Raw genomic sequence first — 21,213 nt, forward strand, 5'->3', positions numbered from 1 at the left:
GCAATATTTAAGGATTATTCATGTTTTGCCCGTTTTGTTCAGAACAAGAAACAAAAGTCATTGATTCTCGTTTGGTTGCAGAAGGGCAACAGGTGCGTAGACGCCGTGAATGTATGGTGTGTCACGAGCGCTTTACGACATTTGAAAGTGCCGAGCTCGTGATGCCTCGCGTTATTAAACGCGATGGTTCTCGTGAACCGTTTAACGAAGATAAACTTCGTGCAGGCTTGCAACGCGCACTCGAAAAGCGCCCTGTGAGCACAGAAAAAGTTGAACAATGTATCCTCTCACTTAAGTCACAGCTGCGCGCAACCGGTGAACGTGAGGTGAGCAGTGAATTGCTCGGCAACCTAATTATGAAAGCCCTCAAAGAACTCGATAAAGTTGCTTATGTCCGGTTCGCCTCCGTTTATCGCTCTTTCGAAGATATTCGTGAATTCGGAGAAGAGATTGCGCGATTAGGAGATTAAGTCGGCGACCTCTCAAACATCAGGCACTAGGGCTACAACAGGAATCCAAGTGAACCACGATACGGTTAAAAACGATTATTTTTGGATGGCAAAAGCCATTCAGCTTGCCCAACAAGGGCGCTTTACCACTTCTCCTAACCCTCGCGTTGGCTGTGTAATTGTTGACGAAAACAATCAATTGCTCGGTCAGGGGTATCACATTCAAGCTGGCACCCCCCATGCCGAAGTACATGCATTAAGACAAGCATCTGACGCACGTCCGCAAGGCGCAAAGGGCGCGACGGCATACGTTACACTTGAACCTTGTAGTCATTTTGGTCGCACACCGCCTTGCGCTGTTGCCTTGGTAGAAGCAAAGGTAGCGCGTGTTGTTATTGCTATGACCGACCCGAATCCAAACGTATGCGGTAACGGTATTAGCATTCTGCAAGAAGCAGGCATCGAAGTGGTGAGCGAAGTGATGGCTGCTGAGGCCGCAGCGCTTAACCCCGGGTTTATTAAACGCATGCTTACTGGTAAGCCCTTTGTTCGCGTGAAATTAGGCATTAGCCTAGATGGAAAAATAGCCCTTCAAAATGGGGTAAGTCAGTGGATTACTGGAGCAGAGGCAAGACGGGATGTGCAACAGTATCGTGCACAAAGTTGCGTGGTATTGACGGGTTCGGGTACGGTACAAGCTGATAATCCTAGCCTCTTAGTTCGTGAAAAAGAGGCTCAGTTTGAAAACTATCCACTAGATCATATCCGCCAGCCAGCCCGTGTGGTTGTAGATAGCAAAAGTAAGCTTAGTAGAGACTACACACTTTTTAACGACGGCAATATTACGTTCACGGCGACGTCACAGGCTCACCCAGACACCGCTACTCAGCACTATCTCCAACTGGACGAAAAAGACGGTAAACTCAATTTACATTCACTTATGTCAGCACTAGGCGATAAGCAATATAATGAAGTGTGGGTGGAAGCAGGCCCAGGCCTTGCCGGTGCATTATTGCAAGAAGGGCTGGTGGATGAACTTATTTGCTACCAAGCGCCTAAGCTTTTAGGTGATAAGGGAGTCAGTATGGTTAATTTACCCGCATTCACGTCGCTAAATGAATGTATTTCGCTTTCGCTTATTGAAAATCGTCAAGTGGGTAACGATATTAAGCTTATCGTCCGTCCTGATGTTAGCAACACCCGTGGTTAACGCGATTAAAGAGGAACTTTATGTTTACTGGAATTATTCAAGCGCTAGGTACAATTAAGAAGCTTGATAACCATGGCAATGATATTCGACTTACCGTTTCATCGCCTACGCTTGATATGTCTGATGTCGCACTCGGCGACAGTATTGCGACCAATGGTGTTTGCTTAACAGTTACCGATATGGGCCCCGATTATTATTGTGCAGATGTGTCGGCAGAGACTATCAAATTAACGGGTTTTGCACATTACAGCGCAGGCTCAACGGTGAATCTTGAGAAAGCGATGCGTCCAAGCGACCGCTTAGGTGGTCATATCGTTTCCGGTCACGTTGATGGTGTAGGCGAAGTTACACAAATTATTAAGCACTCAGACTACGTAGAGTTTTGGGTAAAAGCGCCAGAAGCCTTGGCTAAATATATTGCGCATAAAGGTAGTATCACCGTTGATGGTATCAGCTTAACTGTTAACGAAGTTAATGGCGCAGAATTTATGCTTTGGATCATTCCTCATACGTTGCAAGAAACCATTATGGGAAGCTATAAAGTGGGCACAGCGGTAAACCTAGAGGTTGATGTTATTGCGCGCTATTTAGAGCGATTGATGTTGGGCGACAAAGCCGCCGAGCCAAAAAGCAAAGGCATTGACATGGCATTTCTTGCCGAGAACGGATTTTTAAGAAAATAACCCTACAAGAAGCACACAACATGGCATTTAACACTACACAAGAAATTATTGAAGACATTCGCCAAGGTAAAATGGTTATCTTGATGGATGACGAAGACAGGGAAAATGAAGGCGATTTGATAATGGCGGCTGAGCATGTGACGCCAGAAGCCATTAACTTTATGGTTACCCACGCTCGCGGTTTGGTGTGTTTACCGATGACCCAAGAGCGCTGTCGCACCTTGAATCTTCCGCTTATGGTGGATAAAAACGAAGCACAGTTCTCTACTAACTTCACTGTGTCTATTGAAGCGGCAACCGGCGTGACCACAGGTATCTCAGCGGCGGATCGCGCCACTACAATCAAAGCTGCTGTAGCGAAAGACGCGAAAGCGACAGACATTGTGCAGCCCGGGCATATTTTTCCGCTAATTGCTAAAGACGGTGGCGTGTTAAACCGCGCAGGTCACACTGAAGCTGGTGTAGATTTACCGCGTTTGGCAGGGTTAGAACCTGCTGGGGTTATTGTAGAAATCCTCAATGAAGACGGCACTATGGCCCGCCGCCCTGAGCTAGAAAAGTTTGCGGCAAAACATAACCTTAAAATCGGCACTATTGCTGATTTAATTGAATATCGCAATCTCAACGAAACCACCATTCAGAAAGTTGCTCAATGCAGCATGCCAACCGAGTATGGTGAATTCGAGCTGCACACGTTTAAGGACAGCATCGACAATCAGCTTCATTTCGCCCTTAAAAAAGGCGAGATTAAAGAAGACGAGCCGACACTTGTGCGTGTGCACCTTCACAATACCTTTAGTGATCTTCTTGGCTCTACCCGCGGTATTCATCGCTCTATGACGCTAGCAGATGGCATGCGCAAAATTTCAGAAGAGGGTGGCGTATTGGTGCTGTTAGGTAAAGAAGAGCATATAGAAAGTCAGGTACGCCGCTTTGCCGCAGAAGACCGAGGCGAGCGCCCAGCTGGCGCTGACTGGCAGGGGTCATCGCGCACTATTGGTGTAGGCAGTCAAATTCTAGCATCAATGGGCGTACACAAAATGCGTCTTCTTAGTAAGCCAATTAAATATCACGCACTTTCAGGTTACGGCCTTGAAGTCGTAGAGTACGTGCACGACTAGTACTTAGCAGTAGGGCGTAACTAAAGTGGAGAGGGTTTGCGACGAGCACTCCCTTCTCACAGTGAGTCAGGCTAACGTACCCATTTACGAATAGTTGAAGTTAAAGAAACAATCGATTTAGTTTGGGCGCAGTTGTGGTATACTTCGCGCCGTTTTTTCTCGAGGAATGAATCCATGCAGGTAATTGAAGGTAATATCAGAGCAACCGGTAAGAAGTTTGCTATCGTTGTATCACGCTTTAATAGCTTTGTTGTTGAAAGCTTACTAGAAGGTGCATTAGACACACTAGAGCGTCACGGTGAAGTGAGTGATGACGATATCACGTTAGTACGTGTACCTGGTGCTTACGAGTTACCTGTAGTAGCTAAGAAATTAGCTGAGAAAAAGTCATTTGACGCCATCATCGCACTAGGTGCGGTTATTCGTGGTGGTACACCACACTTTGATTTTGTAGCAGGCGAGTGTAACAAAGGTCTTGCGCAAGTCTCACTTGAATACGGTGTCCCTGTATCATTTGGCGTTATTACAACAGATTCAATTGAACAAGCAATCGAACGTTCAGGAACCAAAGCGGGCAACAAAGGTGCGGAAGCTGCACTTGGCGCGTTGGAAATGGTTAACGTAATCGATGCTGTTGAAAAGCTTTAAGGTAAACATTAAGTGAAAGTTTCAGCTCGTCGTAAAGCCCGTGAACTCGCCCTGCAAGGCGTGTATTCATGGCAAATGAGTCACAACGATATTCAGCAGGTTGAACTGGCGCTAGCAACCAGTAACGACATGCAAAAGGTAGATATGGCTTATTTTCAAGCCTTGCTTCGCGGTGTTGCACACAACGCAAGCAACCTTGATGCAACCATTAAACCTTACCTTGGCCGTTTGCCTGAAGAGTTAGACGCTATTGAAAAAGCAATCTTGCGCATTGCGACGCTGGAACTGACCGAGCGCATTGACGTACCTTACCGCGTAATTATTAATGAGGCGATTGAGCTAGCTAAAGCATTTGGTGCTGAAGAAAGTCACAAGTTCATTAATGGTGCACTGGATAAAGCAGTGCGCACATTGCGCAAAGACGAGCGCGACTAACCTTACCGTGGCGGCATGGATTGCCGCTAAAAGGGTTTAAAAAATTACCGTGAAAGAATTTGATCTTATCGGCCGTTACTTTTCAAATAATGGCCACAAACGCAAAGACGTTGTTATTGGTATTGGTGATGACTGTGCTGTAACAACGGTTCCTGAAAACCAACAACTTGCCGTTACCACAGATACCCTGGTTGCAGGTGTACATTTCTTAAAAGGCGCACCAGCTAAGTCTGTGGCATATAAAACAGTTGCCGTTAACTTAAGCGACCTTGCCGCGATGGGCGCAGAGCCTGCGTGGATTAGCTTATCTCTATCGCTACCGGAAGTAGACGAAGCTTGGCTAGATGACTTTGTTTCGGGACTTTACGAGCTAACTCAGTACTATTCTGTGCAGCTTATTGGTGGTGATACGGTTAAAGGCCCAATGGCATTTACTATTACTGCTCAAGGCTTCATTCCGCCTGGTTCTGAGTTAACGCGCAGCGGTGCTAAGCCGGGTGACTGGCTTTATGTCACCGGGACGCTTGGTGACGCAGGTGCTGGTTTAGACATCCTGCAAAATAAGCTGAGTGTAAGTGGTGAAGCGAAAGACGTGTTGGTCAACCGTCATTATTTCCCAACCCCTCGTGTTGCGGTGGGCACAGCTATCCGACGTATTGCAACGTCGTGTATTGATATCTCTGATGGATTGCTTTCAGATTTGGGGCACATCTTAAAAGCGTCTAATTGCGGTGCAAATGTTCATGTAGATCGTTTACCGTTATCGCGTGCGCTAACAAGTGCAGTTACACCAGAACAAGCTATCGAATACGCGTTGTCGGCCGGTGATGACTATGAACTTATTTTTACCGTAAGTGAAGAGCAGCGCGGAAGCTTAGAAACCTCATTGGCAAGCACAAATGTGAAGGCCACATGTATCGGACAATTAACCGGTCATAACGGCACGCTTTCATTACTTAAGGACAATGAAAAGTTCACTCCCATTAACCTGTCTGGTTACGAGCACGCCTTTTAAGCAACCACATACTCTACAAAACCAATAAAAAGGAAGAAGCATGCAGGCTGAATATCGCGCAAGAGTGAGTATGAAAAATCCCGTTCATTTTCTTGCGCTAGGTTTTGGTAGTGGACTTATTCCTTTCATGCCGGGAACCTTTGGCTCACTTGCAGCATTACCGCTTCTTGTCGCGTGCAGCCAGATTACTATGATTTCCTTTATCGCGCTTACGCTGATATTCTCAGTTGTAGGCATTTACCTGTGTGGCAAGACTGCTGACGATATGCAGGTTCATGATCACGGCTCTATTGTGTGGGATGAAATAGCGGGCATGTTTGTGACCTTTCTGTTTGTACCTATTTCAGCGTCCTCTTTACTTGTAGGCTTTGTTCTATTCAGGCTTTTCGATATCTTAAAGCCTTGGCCAATAGGTATTATCGATAAGCGCTTACACGGCGGGACAGGCATTATGCTTGACGATCTCATAGCGGGAGCGATGGCGTGCGGTTGCCTGCATCTAATGATGGTGTTTTGGCCAGCAGCATTAGCTTTGTTCTAATTCTTAGCGAAGAATACTCGCCCCTATTTTGGTAGACTTACCTCAAAGGAAACCAGTTGACGGTGAGCAAACTATTTACGAAAAAGCCCGCAAAATAGCGGGCTTTTTAATGTTTTAGCGGTAGCTTTTAAGCTTAATTAATTAGCGCTTAAACTACCAGCTGCAGCAATAATGCCCTCAGCATCCAAACCGTGCTCTTTGTACATTTCCTGCTGAGTGCCTTGCAATATAAAGCTATCAGGCAGTCCTAACATCTTCACCGCTTTTAATACGCCATTTTGTTGCAAGTGTTCTAGTACGGCACTACCAGCACCGCCCATAATACAACCGTCTTCCAGCGTGATAAGCGCGCTGTGTTCACTGGCTGCTTTTAATACTGCGTCGCCGTCTAACGGCTTAATGAAACGCATGTCGATAACGGTGGCGTCAATCGCTTCTGCAGCTTCAAGCGCGTAGGGCAGTAGGCAGCCAAAGTTTAGAATGGCGATACTTTCAGACTCGCCTTTTGATGATTCACGAACCGTACGAGATTTACCAATCTCAAGTTCTGTCATGGCTTCGTCAGGCGTTACACCCATGCCAGCACCACGGGGGTAACGAACAGCAGCTGGTTTTTGTAGCTTGTGACCCGTATAGAGCATTTGACGACATTCATTTTCATCTGAAGGAGCCATAACCACCATATTCGGAATACAGCGAAGGAAAGCGATATCAAAAGCCCCTTGGTGAGTAGGGCCATCTGCGCCAACAATACCGGCTCTATCAATGGCAAACAATACGGGTAAGTCTTGAATCGCCACATCGTGAATGAGCTGGTCGTAGGCGCGCTGCAGGAACGACGAATAAATGGCAACAACCGCATTCATACCGTCTTTGGCAAGGCCTGCACCAAAGGTCACCGCGTGCTGTTCGGCAATCGCAACATCGAAATACTGTTCAGGGAAACGCTGAGAAAACTCAACCATACCTGATCCTTCACGCATGGCTGGCGTCACTGCCATAAGCTTAGGGTCTTGTGCGGCCATATCACACAGCCATTTCCCAAAGATTGCCGAGTAGGTAGGGGCTGAAGGCTTAGACTTGGGTAAGGCGTTATCTGCCGGGTTGAATTTAGGTACCGCGTGAAACTTGATAGGGTCTTCTTCAGCAACCGCGTAGCCTTTACCTTTCTTGGTGACTACGTGAAGCAGCTGCGGGCCGTCAAACTTGCGCATATTGCGCAGCGTATCGACAACACCATTAACGTCGTGGCCGTCGATAGGGCCAATGTAGTTAAAGCCAAGCTCTTCAAATATCGTGCCCGGAACAACCATGCCTTTAATATGTTCTTCTGCACGGCTGGCAAACTCTTTAATTGGAGGCACGTTGCTTAATAGCTTTTTGCCGCCGTCACGTATAGAGTTGAAAAAGTTACCGGTGAGCAAGCGAGCTAAGTGACTGTTTAACGCACCTACGTTTTCAGAAATAGACATTTCGTTGTCGTTAAGTACAACTACCATGTCTTTCTTGATATCACCGGCGTGATTAAGGGCTTCAAAGGCCATACCAGCGGTCATTGCACCGTCGCCAATTACCGCTACAACCTTTCTGTTTTTGCCTTCTTTTTCGGCAGCCACAGCCATGCCCAGCCCTGCACTAATCGATGTAGACGAATGACCAACTGCAAAGGTGTCGTAATCGCTCTCAGGCGGCCATGGGAAAGGGTGTAGACCATTCTTTTGACGAATGGTGCTCATGCGCTCTGCGCGGCCTGTTAGAATTTTGTGAGGATAGGCTTGATGGCCTACGTCCCATAGCAAGCGGTCAAATGGCGTGTTATACACATAGTGCAGTGCCACTGTTAACTCTACAGTGCCTAAGCCAGAAGCAAAATGCCCGCTGGTTTGGCTTACGCTGTTAAGTAAATATTCACGTAATTCGTCGGCAAGCTCGCGTAATTTGTCTTGGGGCAACTGCCTCAATTTTTCAGGTGTTTGCGCAAGCGCAAGCGTTGGGTAATGTTGGAGATCTAAACTCATGTACTTATTATCTTTTTCAACATGGCGCGTGGCTAATGGTCGCGTTTTACCAAAAGCTCGCTAAACGCAATTAAACTGTCAGTATTGTAGGGTAAACGCGCCAATGCTTGAAGTGCATTATTGTGAAGCATTTCTAATTCTTGTTTAGCGCCTGTAATACCAAGTTTGGCTGGAAAGGTATTTTTCCCTAACGCTTCGTCTGACCCCGCTGGCTTACCTAATTTTTCGCTACTGCCTTCCACATCTAAAATATCGTCTTGAACTTGGAAAGCTAGCCCAATATCCGCGGCATAAGCCATTAAGTCAATTTTAGTTTGAGGCAGTAAGCCTTCACTAACAATGGCGACCATTTCTACGCAGGCTTTTAACAATGCACCGGTTTTCAATCTATGCAGCTGTTTTAGTTCTTCTAGCGAGATGGTTTTGCCGGTGCTGGCTAAATCGATAGCTTGCCCACCGCACATACCTATGTAACCCGCACTTTTTGCAAGTACAGACAGTAACTGGCTACGCTTTGTTTCAGCATACGTGCTTAATGGCGCATCGGCTAACACCGTGAATGCGAGGGCTTGCAGCGCGTCGCCAGCTAAAATAGCGGTAGCCTCATCAAAGGCGATATGGCAGGTTGGCATACCGCGGCGCAAGTCGTCGTCGTCCATGGCGGGTAAATCGTCGTGGACTAACGAGTAGGCATGCACACATTCAATGGCCATACTAATAGCCATTTGGTCTTTTTTGGGCACGTCTAGGGTGTTACCTACTACTTGAACAAGTAGTGGCCGCATCCGTTTACCGCCAGCCAATAAGGCGTGACGCATTGCGTCTTTCAAGCGCGGTGCGTAATCGGGTAATTCGTCAATTAACGTAAGAAGAGATGCATCAGTTTGCTGTTTAACTAGTTGATGCAAAGCAGAAAAATTCATAGATTGCCTGTTAGTTAAAAATGAACGAGTTACGGCTGTTCACTTTCAGGAAGAGTTTGAAGGGTTTCTTCGCCTTGTTCACTGAGTAGTATTTTTACTTTTTGTTCGGCGTTTTCGAGTGATTGCTGGCCTTGGCGAGACAGTGCAATACCGCGCTCAAATTTTTCTAGTGCTTTATTAAGAGGCAGATCACCGCTTTCCATTTCGTTAACGATAGCTTCTAGTTCTGATAAAGTTTCTTCAAAAGACGCTGATGCTTTTTCTGTCGTCATAAAAACACTCAATATAGTGGCCAAAATACGTATACCGCGCACATTAACCGAGGGCTGCACAAGGGTCAAATGGTTTGTCCGTATATCGCCTATATCACTGCGACATAGCTTTTTTTTCACGCAGTTGAGCAAACAGGACAAACAGAAACTGTGCTATATTCGTGTTGAGTAGTTATATTACTTTTAAATGTGAGGTGACAGCGTGTGCCTAACGTGAACACTATGAATGGGCAAACTCATCGTTTTTAAATGTCTTGAAAAATGCGGGGAGTTGTTAACGCGCTTCATAAAAAACAAATAAATGTGATATTTTTCAATAATGTCGTTTTAGTATTTCTATCTCTTGCCGATAGAATTATTGTACATCAACAGCACTGTCTGCGCATAAATGGGGAAGAGTGAGTGGATTTAGCAACCGTCATAGGTATGTTGGGCGCTATTGGTTTCATAGTTATGGCTATGATTCTAGGCGGCAGCTTAGGCATGTTCATCGACGTCCAATCAATATTAATTGTATTTGGTGGGACCTTGTTCGTTGTTTTGTCACAGTTTACTTTAGGTCAGTTCTTCGGTGCAGGTAAGATCGCTGGCAAAGCCTTCATGTTTAAGATTGAGTCGCCGGAAGAGCTGATTGAAAAAATCGTAGAGATGGCAGATGCCGCGCGAAAAGGAGGCTTTCTCGCCTTAGAAGAGGCGGAAATCTCTAATGAGTTTATGCAGAAGGGCGTAGATATGTTGGTTGACGGCCATGATATAGAAGTGGTCAGAGAAACACTTGCTAAAGATATATCCATGACGTCAGAACGACACGATTTCGGCGCATCCTTTTTCAAAGGCATGGGCGATATTGCACCGGCTATGGGTATGATTGGAACCCTGATTGGTTTGGTTGCCATGCTATCAAACATGGATGACCCGAAAGCTATCGGTCCAGCAATGGCGGTAGCACTACTGACTACCTTATATGGCGCTTTTTTCGCCAACGTTATTTGTTTGCCCATAGCGTTTAAATTGGCTGTACGGGCAGGGGAAGAGAAGCTCAATCAAAGTCTTGTTCTTGACGGTATTGTAGGCATCGCTGACGGTCAAAACCCGCGAGTTATTGAGGGGGTACTGAAAAACTATCTTGCCGCAAGTAAGCGTGGAAGCGCAGAGGAAGAGTAATGGCCGAAGAAGAATGCCCAAAATGCCCCCCCGAGGGGCTTCCAGCCTGGATGGGGACCTTCGCAGACTTGATGTCATTGCTAATGTGCTTTTTTGTACTTCTGCTTTCATTCTCAGAAATGGATGTGCTCAAATTTAAGCAAATCGCAGGCTCAATGAAATTTGCATTCGGTGTACAAAACAAAATTGAAGTAAAAGATATTCCAAAGGGTACCAGCGTTATAGCCATGGAGTTTCGCCCAGGTAAACCCGACCCAACACCAATTGAGTCCATTCAGCAGCAAACCACCGAAATGACCCAGCAAATGCTAGAGTTTCAGGCGGGAAACGAAGATTCAGCGGGCGGCAGGCAAAAGCAGCGTGGCGAACAACGCGGCGGTCAGTCTCAACAAACGGCTACTGAGTCATCTTCATCCGCTGAACAAAGCACTGACCAATCTCAAATGGCAGAGTTGATGAAAAAAGTGGCTCAACAATTAGAAAAGCAAATTTTAGACGGGTCGGTTGAGATGGAGTCGCTGGGGCAGCAGCTTACCATTAGAATTAGAGAAAATGGTTCGTTTTCCGCCGGCTCTGCTTTCTTACAGCCGCAGTTTCAGCCAATATTACGAAAAATTGGTGTGCTGTTAGCAAATGTACCCGGAGAAATTGAGATTTCTGGGCATAGCGATGGTCAGCATATTGCTAACGAACTATACCGCTCAAACTGGGATTTATCATCACAACGTGCAGTAGCGGTGGCTGAAGCTATGCGGACAGCGCCTGGTTTTGATGAAAGCCGTATGTCTGTTGTAGGCAAAGCTGATACTAATCCTATTGTTGAGAATGCCACGACAGCGAGTGATAGAGCCAAGAATCGCCGAGTCGAAATTAATATAAACCAAGGCAAACCAATGATATCCAAACCCATATCAGTGGTAGATGATTAAGCGTCAACTTTTTCTAAACTAAGTACGCGCGAACAAAAAACGGTGCCTTCATAATGAGCACCGCTTTTTAGTTTTAAAACTCTAGCTTGTATTTGTTTACAAGTGAAATGCGTCCATCAAACCCTGGCTAACTCTTCTCTGTACTGAGGTTTAGAAATAACAAGCTGAACAGTGCTAATGGTTCTCTCTAAAAAGCCACCTTCGCAATATTTAAGGTAGTAAGTCCACATACGCATAAAGCGCTCGTCATAACCGTCATTCAACAATTCATCTTTAGCCGAGATAAATGCTTCATACCAATGATTGAGCGTTTTCGCATAGTCCACACCAATGTCGTGTAAGTCACGGATCATCATATTTGTGTATTTTTTGAGATGAGCATTTAACTGGTATTGCGATGGTAAAAAACCACCCGGGAAAATGTATTTCTGTATGAAGTCTACGCTGTTTGAATAGCTGTCATAACGCCTATCGTCAATAGTAATTGACTGAAGTAACATAAGGCCATCATCTTTCAGAAGTGACGAGCATTTTTCGAAGAAGTTACCTAAAAACTGCTTACCCACAGCTTCGATCATTTCAATGGAAACCAATTTATCGAATTTACCTTCAAGTAAACGGTAGTCCTTTTTAAGCAAGGTAATCCTGTTTTCAAGCCCTTCTCGTGCGATCCAGTCTTTTGCCCAGGCGTGCTGCTCTTCTGAAATGGTAGTGGTGGTAACACTGCAACCATAATGTTTCGCAGCAAAAACGGCTAAGCCGCCCCACCCAGTACCAATCTCTAAAAGGTGGTCTTTTTCGGTCAGTTGTAACTTGTCACAAATGGCTTTTAGTTTGAAGTTCTGCGCTTCGTTGAGCGTCGCATTCGGGTCAGGGTATATTGCTGATGAATACATCATTGTTGGGTCGAGAAAGCGAGTATAAAGCTTATTGCCCAAATCATAATGCGCTTCAATATTCTTTTTTGCTTGGTCTTTTGTATTTCGACGGGCAAAATGCTGAACTTTATTGATGGGCATGGTTAGCCACTTAAACTTATTTTCCCACTCATCAAGGGTGGGTAAGTTCCGAGCAAATACCCTTACCACAGCCGTCACATCGTCACTGTCCCATAGACCATCCATATATGCCTCGCCAGCGCCCACACTGCCGCCAAGTAACAACCGTCGATAGGCCTGCACGTCTTTGATATTTACGGTAGCACGTAAATCGCTATTTTCTTCACCAAAACGTGCAATCTCGTCACCGTTTTCTTGAATTATCAGGCGACCAAAGGGGAGTTGGTTTAAACACTTTAGAAAAAGTGTTCTACAAGTTTTATCTACGAAAGAGACCTCTGAGGTGGTCAGTAGTACAGATTCACCGAAAGACATTGTTATTGTTCCTGACTCTTTTCTGGGTGTGTATATAGTGGCGTTCGTTTCAGCAATAGCTTAAGCGCGTGCCAATAAATTCCGGCCACAGTTTTTATTGTCATACTGGGTATACGTTTAAGTGCGGCAGATAGATTCGCATTATCTAAAGTAAATTTAGTCAAATTAATCCCCGCGCTAAATTCTTTGTCTTCTCTTACGCAATCCATCGCTAAAGAAAGTCTAGACGAAGGCTGGGAAATCGACCATTTATAAGTCATATCCATGGGGTTGAAAGGCGAAACGTGAAAAGCCTTCGGCGTATCGGCTTGAGTGTCTAGGTTTACAAGATAGTGATGGCGCTCATTCCATGGAGTATTACTCACTTCAGCAAGCATATGAGTATATTTACCCTCAACGTTGCGAAGGTAGTAAAAATTAACTGGGCTAAAATAAAGGCCCCACATGCGTAATTGGCCCAACATGAAAACGTCACCGTTAAGTGTTTTACCACCGTTTAACTCGGTCATCCTTTCCAAAACCGCTTGTTTCAACGAAATGGACGGGTCGCCCAAATAATCCTCCCGCTTGAATCGAACTCTTGCTTTGCTATGGGCGCTAAAATACGTCAGCGTATCTGATAGCGCGTTAAGTTCGTCGCTTTCGAGCTTTAACCAAAACAGGTAAATATCGTAGTCAAACTTGTGCTGGGTCGGCTTGAAACGTTGATGATATACCTTGCCTTTATATATCGCGCTTTCCATCACAGGGCTTCACCAAAACGCGCACAAACGTCTAGTGCACTGGTAACGCCATCTTCATGAAAGCCGTTGTACCAGTAGGCTCCACAGAAATGTAAGTTATCTACGCCGCAAATCTCACTTCTACGTGACTGCGCTTCAACCATGCTGGCGCTGTACTGTGGGTGAGCATACTGAAAGCTTCGTAAAATACTGTTTTCGTCGATTTCAGGCGTATTATTCAGCGTTACGCAATAAGTATTCTCCGCTTCTAATCGCTGGAGAATATTCATATTGTAGGTCACAGAAGCGGGGCGGGTTTCCTCGCTTGCATCCTCTTTTAAGCTGTAGTTCCAACTTGCCCACGCCAGCTTTCTTTTGGGTAATTGGCCTGTGTCTTTGTGCATTACCACATCATTTTCTGCATAAGGAATATTGCCAAGAATATCTTTGTGCAGTGAAGTAGGGGATTGAATCATTTTTAACGCTTGGTCACTGTGACATGCAAACACTACATGATTGAAAGTCGCAACTGTACCGGATGAATCGGTAACTTCCCACTTGTCATCACGTTTGGCCACAGAAACTACAGCCGTAGATAATCTAATCTTAGACTCAAATGGCGCAATTAGTGGTGGAATGTATTGACTAGAGCCACCTTTAATAGTGAACCACTGTGGTCGGTCGGTAATATTGAGCAGGCCATGGTTATTAAAAAACTGCAGGAAGAAGGTTAACGGAAACTTTCTCGTCTGTTCGAGGCTACTAGACCAAATTGCTGCGCACATAGGCAGTATGTAGTAGCGCGCGAAATCATCGCTTAGCCCTAATTCTTTAATAATATCTTCTAGCGTCAACGAGGACGTGTCACGCTTTTCCGCAACCATAGCTTTACACGCTTTATTAAACGCGAGTATGTCTTTTACTATGCGCCAAAACTTAGGTCGAAAAATATTGCGCCGCTGTGCGAACAAACTATTTAGGTTATTGCCATTATATTCAAGGTTCGCTTTTTTACTCATCACAGAGAAGCTCATCTCTGTTGGCTGGTAGTCAACGTTTAACTGAGTAATAAGCTTAATAAAGTTAGGGTAAGTCCAATCATTAAATACAATAAAGCCGGTATCAATATGATGGGTTTCACCATTATCCTTAATTTTTTTAGTAGCAGTATGACCACCTATATAGTCGTTTGCTTCGTAAACTGTGATGTCGTGCTTTCTGTTAAGAAGGTATGCGCAGGTTAATCCTGAAATTCCTGTGCCTATGATGGCAATCTTATTATTCATTATTGTGTCTCTTATTGTTTTTCTCGCATAGACAACGATAGTCGCTTTTGAAGTGGCGTTGGCAAAATGTGCATAAAGCGCAGAATAAAGCCAAAGAATCGAGGGAAGAAAACGGTTTGCTTGTTACTTTCTATCCCTTTAAGCATAGCCTCGGCAGCTTCTTCTGCACTAATTTTCATTGGCATTTCGAAGTCATTTTTATCGGTAAGGGGTGTTTCAACAAAACCTGGTGAGACGGCCTGTACTTTTACCCCTTTATGGTGAAGGTCGACTTCTAAAGATTTAGTAAAATAGTGAAGAGCAGCTTTGCTAGAGCCATAGGCTTGAGTTCGAGTGAAAGGTAATAGACGCGCCATACTGTCGACTATGACCAGTTTGTCGCCATCTTTTAATCGTGGGAGAAGTGCGTTAACACAGTGAACTACGCCGAAGAAATTAGGCTCGAAAACGCGCCGGAACATGTCTGGCTCGAAATCCTCAAGGTCGACATATTCACAAGTACCAGCATTAAGTACAGCAATATCGAACTCAACATTTGCTAATGCTCGCTTTGTATCCTCTAAATCTGACACATCAAACTGGCAACCACTAATATTACTATATTTGCTAAGCTCATCGAGGGCTTCTTTGTTTCTTCCACACGCAATGACACTATACCCATTATGGGCACACTTGATTGCAAGTGCTTTCCCTATTCCAGATGTTGCGCCAGTAATTAAGATACTCTTCATTTTGCCAGCTTCCCTTTAATCTTTTTGATTATAAAACCTAAGATAGGTACGTGCTCGTATACCATTTCGCCCAAATCGTAATAATCTTTGTGGTAGATGATGATGTCACCGTCAACACCAAGTTGTGTTGTACCGTCTAGCGTGATCTTTTTCGCGTTATCTTTTAGTACGAGGGTCATTGTCCAATTTACAACGTGAGTGACATTAGAGTGACATGAGGATATCTGTTGTGAGCAGATAAAAATGTCCGCTATATCGAATTTACAACTTTCGGCTTGGGTTAGAAGGTTAGCAAAGTAGTTCTTCACTTCTCCAATTCCACGATGTGTGGTGATTGGGTCTATAAATAAAATGTCGTTGGCGTATATTTTTTCTAAGTCCACTGGAGAGATTTGACATATATCTGTGTAAATTTTACAAAAGCGTGCAATGACATCCATTCAGCTTCCTTAACGTCGAAGTGGTATGATGGAAAAAACAATTTGCTGCCAAATTCTGTTTGGTCTTGTTGTGACTCTGTTGAATATCGACCGCAAGTCTATGAAATAAAATCTGTTAATGTTTGTTGCTAAATCATAAATTACATTAAACGACGTTCTTAAGATCATGTTTTTCAGATTATTAGTGAAAAATTTTCCCATTCGATCCTATTTGTACTCAGTTGCGTAATGAATTTCGTGTTTTTGGAAGTGTCGAGTATGAGTGTAGAACGTTTTCCCTTATTTCCTTTATCTGCGCACCTTTTGCCTGAAGGTAGAATGGCTTTGCGTATTTTTGAGCCTAGATATGTGCGCATGGTTAAAGAGGCATGCGCCGAAAATAAAGGCTTTGTGATGTGCATGTTAAACGCAAATGGCGACAAGAATGCAAACGAGCATATTCACAAAATAGGAACATACGCACAGGTTGTGGACTTCGATATGCTTGATGATGGGTTGCTTGGCATAAAGGTTGCTGGTTCTTACTTAGTTGAGGTGAGTAACATCGAGGTAGAGCACGATGGCCTTCGCACCGGTAGTTGTAAAGTTTTAGAACCTTGGCAGTGCGATTTAGCTCCTCAACAAATAGCGCCTATGGACGAGCGGCTTAAAGAAATATTTGGAAATTACGAAGAACTGGCAGCGTTATATGAATCACCCAAATTTGATTGCCCCAACTGGGTATTAAATCGATGGCTTGAGTTATTGCCAGTAGATGGCTCGCAAAAACAGCATTTTTTAGCGCAAAGAGAATGTACTAGTTTGGTCAATTATCTCTCTGCACTAATCGCTTAATAATGAGAGTTGGTCTTGAGATTACAAATTCGTAATCCAATATTCGCGAATTTCGCAAACGTTTTAAGTCAGAACGCCGTAGAATGATACAACCAAAACGGAAAAGCGGACGAATCTTATGTTAGTTGGAATTCCATTGGAACAAAGTAACAGCACAATCAAACCTAAAGAGTGTGCTACTGAAATGTCTGATTACCTTGTCGCGGTTGCTGATGCCAGATGCAAGCGTTCATTTGCTCGAGTATTCAATTATTTTGCACCTCGCTTACGCTCTTACGCTCTAAAACAGATGGGTAATGAAGCATTAGCGATGGAGTTGGTGCAAGACACAATGTCGAATGTTTGGCAGAAAGCGCACCTTTTTAATGCCGAGAAAGGGTCGCCATCCACTTGGATCTTCACTATTGCACGTAATATACGTTTTGATATGCTTCGCAAGTTGCAGAATCGAAAAGAAGACGTATGCTCTGATGATTTGTGGCCGGTGCTTTGTGAGCAAACGGCAGACGCTAATGAGGCACCGCTTGACGAGCAAGTCACGTTGGAGCAAATTGGATATTTGTTCGAGTCTTTGCCCATTAAGCAAAAAGCGGTAGTTGAAGCCATATATATCGAAGGCAAGTCGCAGCAAGAAGTTGCTGATGAACTATCTATACCACTAGGTACAGTAAAATCGCGTACACGTTTGGCGCTACAACGACTGAAGGTCATGTTAAACGATAATGATTAGGTTTCACCCGAGTGCCCATCAGCTTAAAGAATTTGTCGAGGGCACACAATCACCTGCTATATCTTTAATGGTTTCTGCACACTGCGACATGTGTGAGAAGTGTCAGCGGTTTGTAGAAATTGAAACAGAGAGTCTGGCAGCGCAAATGGTGTCAACCGCAAACGACAGTGCAGTTGACGCCGGCGACGTCGCATTTCAGTTTGGTGACATGCTGTCTCAAATAACCCAACTACCTTCGACCAATAATAATCGCAGTGAATCAAATCAGCCGCTAGAGTACCGAGAGTTAGCGCGAAACATTGATGAGCACGAGCATGTTGGTTGTAGGACAATCGAACTGGACGGCCGGACGTTCACGTTACCCCGAACACTACATCGCTATATAGATAAGACGGGTAATTGGTCGAGCTTGGTTGGAAAATTGTGGCAAGCGCCTGTTGATTTAGGTAATCAGGGTGTTGCTAACTTTATTTTTATGGGTAGTGGTGGTAGCGTGCCAGAGCACACGCATCGAGGTACTGAATATACATTGGTTATTGACGGAGAGTTCAGTGATGGGCTTAGTCGATATGACACGGGCGACTTCATTTTTATGGATGGTGAAAAGACGCATACCCCAAAAGCCGAGGGTAAAGAAGGTTGCTTAGTATTCAGTATCGTAGACCAGCCGTTACACTTTACCTCCGGTTTAGCAAGATTACTAAATCCGTTCAGTCATTTATTCTTCCGCTAAAATGACTCTGTGAATTTTGATTTTTTTAGCCATTTATAGCACGCCCAAAAAAACGCACCTAGGTGCGTTTTTTTTACATTAACTAATATAATGAAACCTGCTGACTAGCCAATAAATTCGCTGTCCGGGTAGTTGAGTCTAAGAGTCTTCATTGCGTTATCACGAAGCTCCGTAAGGCCAAGTTGCTCATAGCTTGAAACCATAATTTCTAGGGCTTGTTGAACCTGAGTAGTATTCGGAAAGTGCTCAATAACATAGCGACCACGGTTAGCGGCAGCTACATAAGCCTCACGTCTCATATAAAAACGTGCAATAGCAATCTCGTAACGGGCGAGTCGGTCTTTAATGTGCACCATACGTTGCTTTGCGTCAGCTGCATATTTACTGTCTGGGTACTGCTGAATGAGCCTTCGAAAATCTTCAAACGCTGCACGGGACTTTGATGGATCTCTATCCGTCCGGTCAATGTTCATTAACTCTTGGAAAAGGTTGCTATCTGATTCCATGTTAGTTAATCCACGCATGTAATACGCGTAATCAACATCTGAATGGTTTGGATTCAGACGAATAAATCTGTCGATAGTGGCAAGCGTTTCTTCGTTTTTACCTGACTTATAATAGCTATAAATAAGGTCTAGCTGTACCTGATGGGATAGGGGACCGAACGGGTAGCGCGAATCTAGCGCGCTTAACGTTTGTGCTGCAGCGCTGAAGTTACCTACTTCCATGCTCTGCTTTGCTCTGTCGTACAGTTGCTGCGCCCCCATGTTAGCTAAAACTGCTTTTTCTTCATTATCTGAAGAGCTACACCCTGCGACAGATACCATAGCACCCAATAGAACGGGAGCCAGTAGACGAAATGATTTCATAATAATTCTTTTTTCCTGCTAAACAGTTTAATACTTCGCTGTCTAAGCTCATGTGTTAAACAACAACACTTTAATTGCATTCTAACGCACTAACGACGAGAAAAACCATACAAAAACGTAAACAAGGCAGTGTACAGCGTGAATACTTGTTATAATACTCTTTTTTAGACGTAATCAATGGTGTTATGACACAGTCGCCGAACACAATACAATTAGAGGCTTCAACGGAAGCTACGCATTTTGGTTTACGGTTAGATCAGGTATTAGCTGATTTGTTCCCTGAATATTCTCGTTCTAAGCTAAAAACTTGGATTCAAGAAGGAAATGTCGCAGTAAATGGTGAAGTGATCACCGTGCCTCGCCACAAAATGCAGATGGACGAACTTGTTACGGTACAAGCTGAAATGGATGTACAGGTTACAAGCCAAGCGCAAGATATCGCGCTAAATATAGTTTATGAAGATGAGCATATCTTGGTAATAAACAAGCCTGCCGATTTGGTCGTACATCCTGGCGCGGGAAATCCAAGCGGAACCGTACTAAATGCGTTGCTAAATCATTACCCTGAGATTGATAAAGTTCCGCGAGCAGGCATTGTCCATCGTCTAGATAAAGACACCACGGGTTTAATGGTAGTGGCAAAAACAATACCTGCGCAAACGCACCTTGTTGACCAACTACAGCGTCGCGAAATGAGTCGTGAATATGAAGCCATTGCGTTGGGTACTATGGTTGCGGGTGGTATTGTAGATGAACCTATTGGCAGGCATGCCACAAAGCGCACGCACATGGCAGTTCGTGAAATGGGTAAACCTGCGGTAACCCATTATCGCGTTATTGAAAAGTTCCGTGCGTATACTCACCTGCGATTGAAGCTTGAAACCGGTCGTACACACCAAATCCGTGTACACATGGCGCATATAAAACATCCGCTACTGGGCGATCAGGTTTACGGCGGGCGTCCGCGTTTACCTAAAGGCGCATCCGAGGAGTTTATCGCAGCACTTCGTGGTTTCCAGCGTCAGGCATTGCACGCAGCTCAGCTTTCACTATTTCACCCTGAAACTGAAGAGTGGATGACGTGGAAAGCTCCACTGCCTCAAGATATGCAGGACTTGCTTAAAGCAGTCAAGAAAGACACAACGGACAATCCGCAAGATATGCTCTAACTAGAGAGTAGGTATTATGACATTGTCAGATGCAAATTCACCTATTTCATCTACGCTGGAGTTGATTGCGCCAGCGTGGTCTTGCCCTTCTAATATAGTCGCTTATACAACGACAAGGTTAGGGGGCACTAGTATGGGGGATTTTGCAGGCTTAAATGTCGGCGCGCACGTGGGGGATGATCTTTTATTAGTTAAAGCCAATAGAGGCGTTCTCCCCCACAGTCAAAAAGTTACGTGGTTAGAACAAGTGCACAGCAACCGCGTAGTGTCACTTCCAAGTGCAGATACCACTGCCGATGCGGCTTATTCTTCTTCTAAATCACACTTTTGCGCTGTAATGACTGCTGATTGTGTGCCCATCTTATTATGTGATGAGAGTGGTCAAGAAGTGGCAGCAGTACATGCGGGGTGGAAAGGGCTTGAGACCAATATTATCAAGAATGCGGTTGGGCAATTTAGCTGCGATGCCAATAACATCATTGCTTGGATAGGTCCTGCAATAAGCGGTGCTTGCTATGAAGTAGATGCAAATTTGGCTAGTAAATTTCGTCACATAGAGGGCGCTATTGCCAATAGTAGTAATAAAGGGAAGTACTTATTAGATTTACCTTTAGTGGCACAGATACAATTGCAGAAAACAGGTGTAGAAAATATTACACAAAGTAATCTTTGCACTTACTCTGATGAGCGACGCTTCTATTCACATCGAAGAGCAACCCATCAAAACAAACGGACAACGGGGCGCATGGTAAGCGTAATAGGACTGCTTTAAATTTTTTAGGAAAAAAGGCAGCAGTTTTCAGTCTCATCAAACATTTGCGCTAAATCAAACTTCTCATAGTATTTGTTATCTTTTTGGCTAACTTTTCAATCTCATACTTGAATCGCAATTGAGCAGTCTACATAACTAGAATATAA

The 21,213-nt window shown here is 44.5% G+C and carries 24 protein-coding genes; 15 read left to right on the forward strand and 9 right to left on the reverse strand.

Going from position 1 to position 21,213, the window contains the following annotated elements; translation table 11 throughout:
* The first annotated feature begins 20 nt into the window (after positions 1–20).
* From nrdR to RJ41_RS03675, 8 genes are all read left to right on the forward strand, one after another.
* Entirely contained in the window at positions 21–470 is a 450-nt protein-coding gene (gene nrdR / locus RJ41_RS03640; RefSeq protein ID WP_012517538.1) for a transcriptional regulator NrdR, read from the forward strand.
* A gap of 49 nt (positions 471–519) precedes the next feature.
* On the forward strand, positions 520–1,659 hold the full coding sequence (gene ribD / locus RJ41_RS03645; protein ID WP_039217042.1) for a bifunctional diaminohydroxyphosphoribosylaminopyrimidine deaminase/5-amino-6-(5-phosphoribosylamino)uracil reductase RibD: 1,140 nt from the start codon (positions 520–522) through the stop codon (positions 1,657–1,659).
* Between the two features lie 20 nt (positions 1,660–1,679).
* Positions 1,680–2,342, forward strand: a complete 663-nt coding sequence (locus tag RJ41_RS03650; protein WP_039217044.1) for a riboflavin synthase — start codon at positions 1,680–1,682, stop codon at positions 2,340–2,342.
* A gap of 20 nt (positions 2,343–2,362) precedes the next feature.
* A complete protein-coding gene (gene ribBA, locus RJ41_RS03655) occupies positions 2,363–3,463 on the forward strand; it encodes a bifunctional 3,4-dihydroxy-2-butanone-4-phosphate synthase/GTP cyclohydrolase II (RefSeq protein ID WP_039217047.1) in 1,101 nt (366 codons plus the stop codon).
* 174 nt (positions 3,464–3,637) lie between these two features.
* On the forward strand, positions 3,638–4,111 hold the full coding sequence (gene ribH, locus RJ41_RS03660) for a 6,7-dimethyl-8-ribityllumazine synthase (protein ID WP_014950088.1): 474 nt from the start codon (positions 3,638–3,640) through the stop codon (positions 4,109–4,111).
* Between the two features lie 12 nt (positions 4,112–4,123).
* On the forward strand, positions 4,124–4,546 hold the full coding sequence (gene nusB, locus RJ41_RS03665; RefSeq protein WP_014979773.1) for a transcription antitermination factor NusB: 423 nt from the start codon (positions 4,124–4,126) through the stop codon (positions 4,544–4,546).
* A 49-nt stretch (positions 4,547–4,595) separates the two neighbouring features.
* Positions 4,596–5,561 carry a thiamine-phosphate kinase gene (thiL, locus tag RJ41_RS03670; RefSeq protein WP_039217051.1) on the forward strand — a complete coding sequence of 322 codons (966 nt, stop codon included), beginning with the start codon at positions 4,596–4,598 and terminating at the stop codon, positions 5,559–5,561.
* A gap of 40 nt (positions 5,562–5,601) precedes the next feature.
* Positions 5,602–6,102 carry a phosphatidylglycerophosphatase A family protein gene (locus tag RJ41_RS03675; RefSeq protein WP_039217054.1) on the forward strand — a complete coding sequence of 167 codons (501 nt, stop codon included), beginning with the start codon at positions 5,602–5,604 and terminating at the stop codon, positions 6,100–6,102.
* Positions 6,103–6,239: 137 nt separating this feature from the next.
* Here RJ41_RS03675 and dxs read toward each other — a convergent pair whose 3' ends face one another.
* The 3 genes from dxs to xseB are packed head-to-tail and all read right to left on the reverse strand — an operon-like array spanning position 6,240 to position 9,315.
* A complete protein-coding gene (gene dxs, locus RJ41_RS03680; RefSeq protein ID WP_039217056.1) occupies positions 6,240–8,120 on the reverse strand; it encodes a 1-deoxy-D-xylulose-5-phosphate synthase in 1,881 nt (626 codons plus the stop codon).
* Between the two features lie 32 nt (positions 8,121–8,152).
* Positions 8,153–9,043 (reverse strand): farnesyl diphosphate synthase, encoded by an 891-nt coding sequence (locus RJ41_RS03685; RefSeq protein ID WP_039217059.1) that lies wholly within the window; start codon positions 9,041–9,043, stop codon positions 8,153–8,155.
* Positions 9,044–9,072: 29 nt separating this feature from the next.
* Positions 9,073–9,315, reverse strand: a complete 243-nt coding sequence (xseB, locus tag RJ41_RS03690) for an exodeoxyribonuclease VII small subunit (RefSeq protein ID WP_039217131.1) — start codon at positions 9,313–9,315, stop codon at positions 9,073–9,075.
* A 402-nt stretch (positions 9,316–9,717) separates the two neighbouring features.
* Here xseB and pomA point away from each other — a divergent pair, with 402 nt between their 5' ends.
* Together pomA and RJ41_RS03700 are read left to right on the forward strand one after the other, a co-directional pair.
* Positions 9,718–10,479, forward strand: coding sequence for a flagellar motor protein PomA (gene pomA, locus RJ41_RS03695; RefSeq protein ID WP_039217062.1), 762 nt, complete (start codon positions 9,718–9,720; stop codon positions 10,477–10,479).
* A complete protein-coding gene (locus tag RJ41_RS03700) occupies positions 10,479–11,408 on the forward strand; it encodes a flagellar motor protein MotB (RefSeq protein WP_039217065.1) in 930 nt (309 codons plus the stop codon). Before pomA ends, RJ41_RS03700 begins: the two co-directional genes overlap by 1 nt.
* 116 nt (positions 11,409–11,524) lie before the next feature.
* On the opposite strand, the gene RJ41_RS03705 is transcribed toward RJ41_RS03700, so the two are convergent.
* From RJ41_RS03705 to RJ41_RS03725, 5 genes are read right to left on the reverse strand one after another with little or no spacing between them, the layout of a single operon-like run.
* The gene (locus RJ41_RS03705; RefSeq protein WP_039217068.1) at positions 11,525–12,781 is read right to left on the reverse strand and encodes an SAM-dependent methyltransferase; all 1,257 of its coding nucleotides are present in this window, start codon (positions 12,779–12,781) and stop codon (positions 11,525–11,527) included.
* 2 nt (positions 12,782–12,783) lie between these two features.
* Positions 12,784–13,527, reverse strand: coding sequence for a DUF1365 domain-containing protein (locus tag RJ41_RS03710; protein WP_084081754.1), 744 nt, complete (start codon positions 13,525–13,527; stop codon positions 12,784–12,786).
* A complete protein-coding gene (locus RJ41_RS03715) occupies positions 13,524–14,789 on the reverse strand; it encodes an NAD(P)/FAD-dependent oxidoreductase (RefSeq protein WP_039217073.1) in 1,266 nt (421 codons plus the stop codon). Before RJ41_RS03715 ends, RJ41_RS03710 begins: the two co-directional genes overlap by 4 nt.
* A gap of 11 nt (positions 14,790–14,800) precedes the next feature.
* A complete protein-coding gene (locus RJ41_RS03720) occupies positions 14,801–15,520 on the reverse strand; it encodes an SDR family NAD(P)-dependent oxidoreductase (protein ID WP_039217075.1) in 720 nt (239 codons plus the stop codon).
* Entirely contained in the window at positions 15,517–15,960 is a 444-nt protein-coding gene (locus tag RJ41_RS03725) for a DUF2358 domain-containing protein (protein WP_039217076.1), read from the reverse strand. The genes RJ41_RS03720 and RJ41_RS03725 overlap by 4 nt, the downstream gene beginning before the upstream one ends.
* Before the next feature lie 258 nt (positions 15,961–16,218).
* On the opposite strand from RJ41_RS03725, the gene RJ41_RS03730 reads away from it, so the two are divergent.
* The 3 genes from RJ41_RS03730 (at position 16,219) to RJ41_RS03740 (ending at position 18,257) form a co-directional block, all read left to right on the forward strand.
* Complete coding sequence (locus RJ41_RS03730; protein WP_039217079.1) at positions 16,219–16,794, forward strand: LON peptidase substrate-binding domain-containing protein; 576 nt, start codon at positions 16,219–16,221, stop codon at positions 16,792–16,794.
* Between the two features lie 118 nt (positions 16,795–16,912).
* Positions 16,913–17,524, forward strand: coding sequence for a sigma-70 family RNA polymerase sigma factor (locus tag RJ41_RS03735; RefSeq protein WP_039217082.1), 612 nt, complete (start codon positions 16,913–16,915; stop codon positions 17,522–17,524).
* Positions 17,517–18,257, forward strand: coding sequence for a ChrR family anti-sigma-E factor (locus RJ41_RS03740; RefSeq protein ID WP_039217085.1), 741 nt, complete (start codon positions 17,517–17,519; stop codon positions 18,255–18,257). Before RJ41_RS03735 ends, RJ41_RS03740 begins: the two co-directional genes overlap by 8 nt.
* Positions 18,258–18,361: 104 nt before the next feature.
* Here RJ41_RS03740 and RJ41_RS03745 read toward each other — a convergent pair whose 3' ends face one another.
* Entirely contained in the window at positions 18,362–19,126 is a 765-nt protein-coding gene (locus RJ41_RS03745; protein WP_039217088.1) for an outer membrane protein assembly factor BamD, read from the reverse strand.
* Positions 19,127–19,311: 185 nt separating this feature from the next.
* On the opposite strand from RJ41_RS03745, the gene rluD reads away from it, so the two are divergent.
* Complete coding sequence (gene rluD, locus RJ41_RS03750) at positions 19,312–20,295, forward strand: 23S rRNA pseudouridine(1911/1915/1917) synthase RluD (protein ID WP_039217091.1); 984 nt, start codon at positions 19,312–19,314, stop codon at positions 20,293–20,295.
* 16 nt (positions 20,296–20,311) lie between these two features.
* Entirely contained in the window at positions 20,312–21,067 is a 756-nt protein-coding gene (gene pgeF, locus RJ41_RS03755; protein WP_039217093.1) for a peptidoglycan editing factor PgeF, read from the forward strand.
* The last annotated feature ends 146 nt before the right edge of the window (positions 21,068–21,213 follow it).

Source organism: Alteromonas marina (assembly GCF_000808575.1).
Classification (GTDB): domain Bacteria; phylum Pseudomonadota; class Gammaproteobacteria; order Enterobacterales; family Alteromonadaceae; genus Alteromonas; species Alteromonas marina_A.

Coding starts and splice junctions, on each gene's coding strand:
- RJ41_RS03725 (WP_039217076.1), bottom strand. CDS start 15,960: ATGGATGTCATTGCACGCTTTTGTAAAATTTACACAGATATATGTCAA.
- RJ41_RS03715 (WP_039217073.1), bottom strand. CDS start 14,789: ATGAATAATAAGATTGCCATCATAGGCACAGGAATTTCAGGATTAACC.
- RJ41_RS03720 (WP_039217075.1), bottom strand. CDS start 15,520: ATGAAGAGTATCTTAATTACTGGCGCAACATCTGGAATAGGGAAAGCA.
- ribBA (WP_039217047.1), top strand. CDS start 2,363: ATGGCATTTAACACTACACAAGAAATTATTGAAGACATTCGCCAAGGT.
- xseB (WP_039217131.1), bottom strand. CDS start 9,315: ATGACGACAGAAAAAGCATCAGCGTCTTTTGAAGAAACTTTATCAGAA.
- RJ41_RS03650 (WP_039217044.1), top strand. CDS start 1,680: ATGTTTACTGGAATTATTCAAGCGCTAGGTACAATTAAGAAGCTTGAT.
- RJ41_RS03745 (WP_039217088.1), bottom strand. CDS start 19,126: ATGAAATCATTTCGTCTACTGGCTCCCGTTCTATTGGGTGCTATGGTA.
- pgeF (WP_039217093.1), top strand. CDS start 20,312: ATGACATTGTCAGATGCAAATTCACCTATTTCATCTACGCTGGAGTTG.
- RJ41_RS03735 (WP_039217082.1), top strand. CDS start 16,913: ATGTTAGTTGGAATTCCATTGGAACAAAGTAACAGCACAATCAAACCT.
- RJ41_RS03675 (WP_039217054.1), top strand. CDS start 5,602: ATGCAGGCTGAATATCGCGCAAGAGTGAGTATGAAAAATCCCGTTCAT.
- nrdR (WP_012517538.1), top strand. CDS start 21: ATGTTTTGCCCGTTTTGTTCAGAACAAGAAACAAAAGTCATTGATTCT.
- RJ41_RS03730 (WP_039217079.1), top strand. CDS start 16,219: ATGAGTGTAGAACGTTTTCCCTTATTTCCTTTATCTGCGCACCTTTTG.
- RJ41_RS03700 (WP_039217065.1), top strand. CDS start 10,479: ATGGCCGAAGAAGAATGCCCAAAATGCCCCCCCGAGGGGCTTCCAGCC.
- RJ41_RS03685 (WP_039217059.1), bottom strand. CDS start 9,043: ATGAATTTTTCTGCTTTGCATCAACTAGTTAAACAGCAAACTGATGCA.
- RJ41_RS03705 (WP_039217068.1), bottom strand. CDS start 12,781: ATGTCTTTCGGTGAATCTGTACTACTGACCACCTCAGAGGTCTCTTTC.
- dxs (WP_039217056.1), bottom strand. CDS start 8,120: ATGAGTTTAGATCTCCAACATTACCCAACGCTTGCGCTTGCGCAAACA.
- rluD (WP_039217091.1), top strand. CDS start 19,312: ATGACACAGTCGCCGAACACAATACAATTAGAGGCTTCAACGGAAGCT.
- RJ41_RS03740 (WP_039217085.1), top strand. CDS start 17,517: ATGATTAGGTTTCACCCGAGTGCCCATCAGCTTAAAGAATTTGTCGAG.
- ribH (WP_014950088.1), top strand. CDS start 3,638: ATGCAGGTAATTGAAGGTAATATCAGAGCAACCGGTAAGAAGTTTGCT.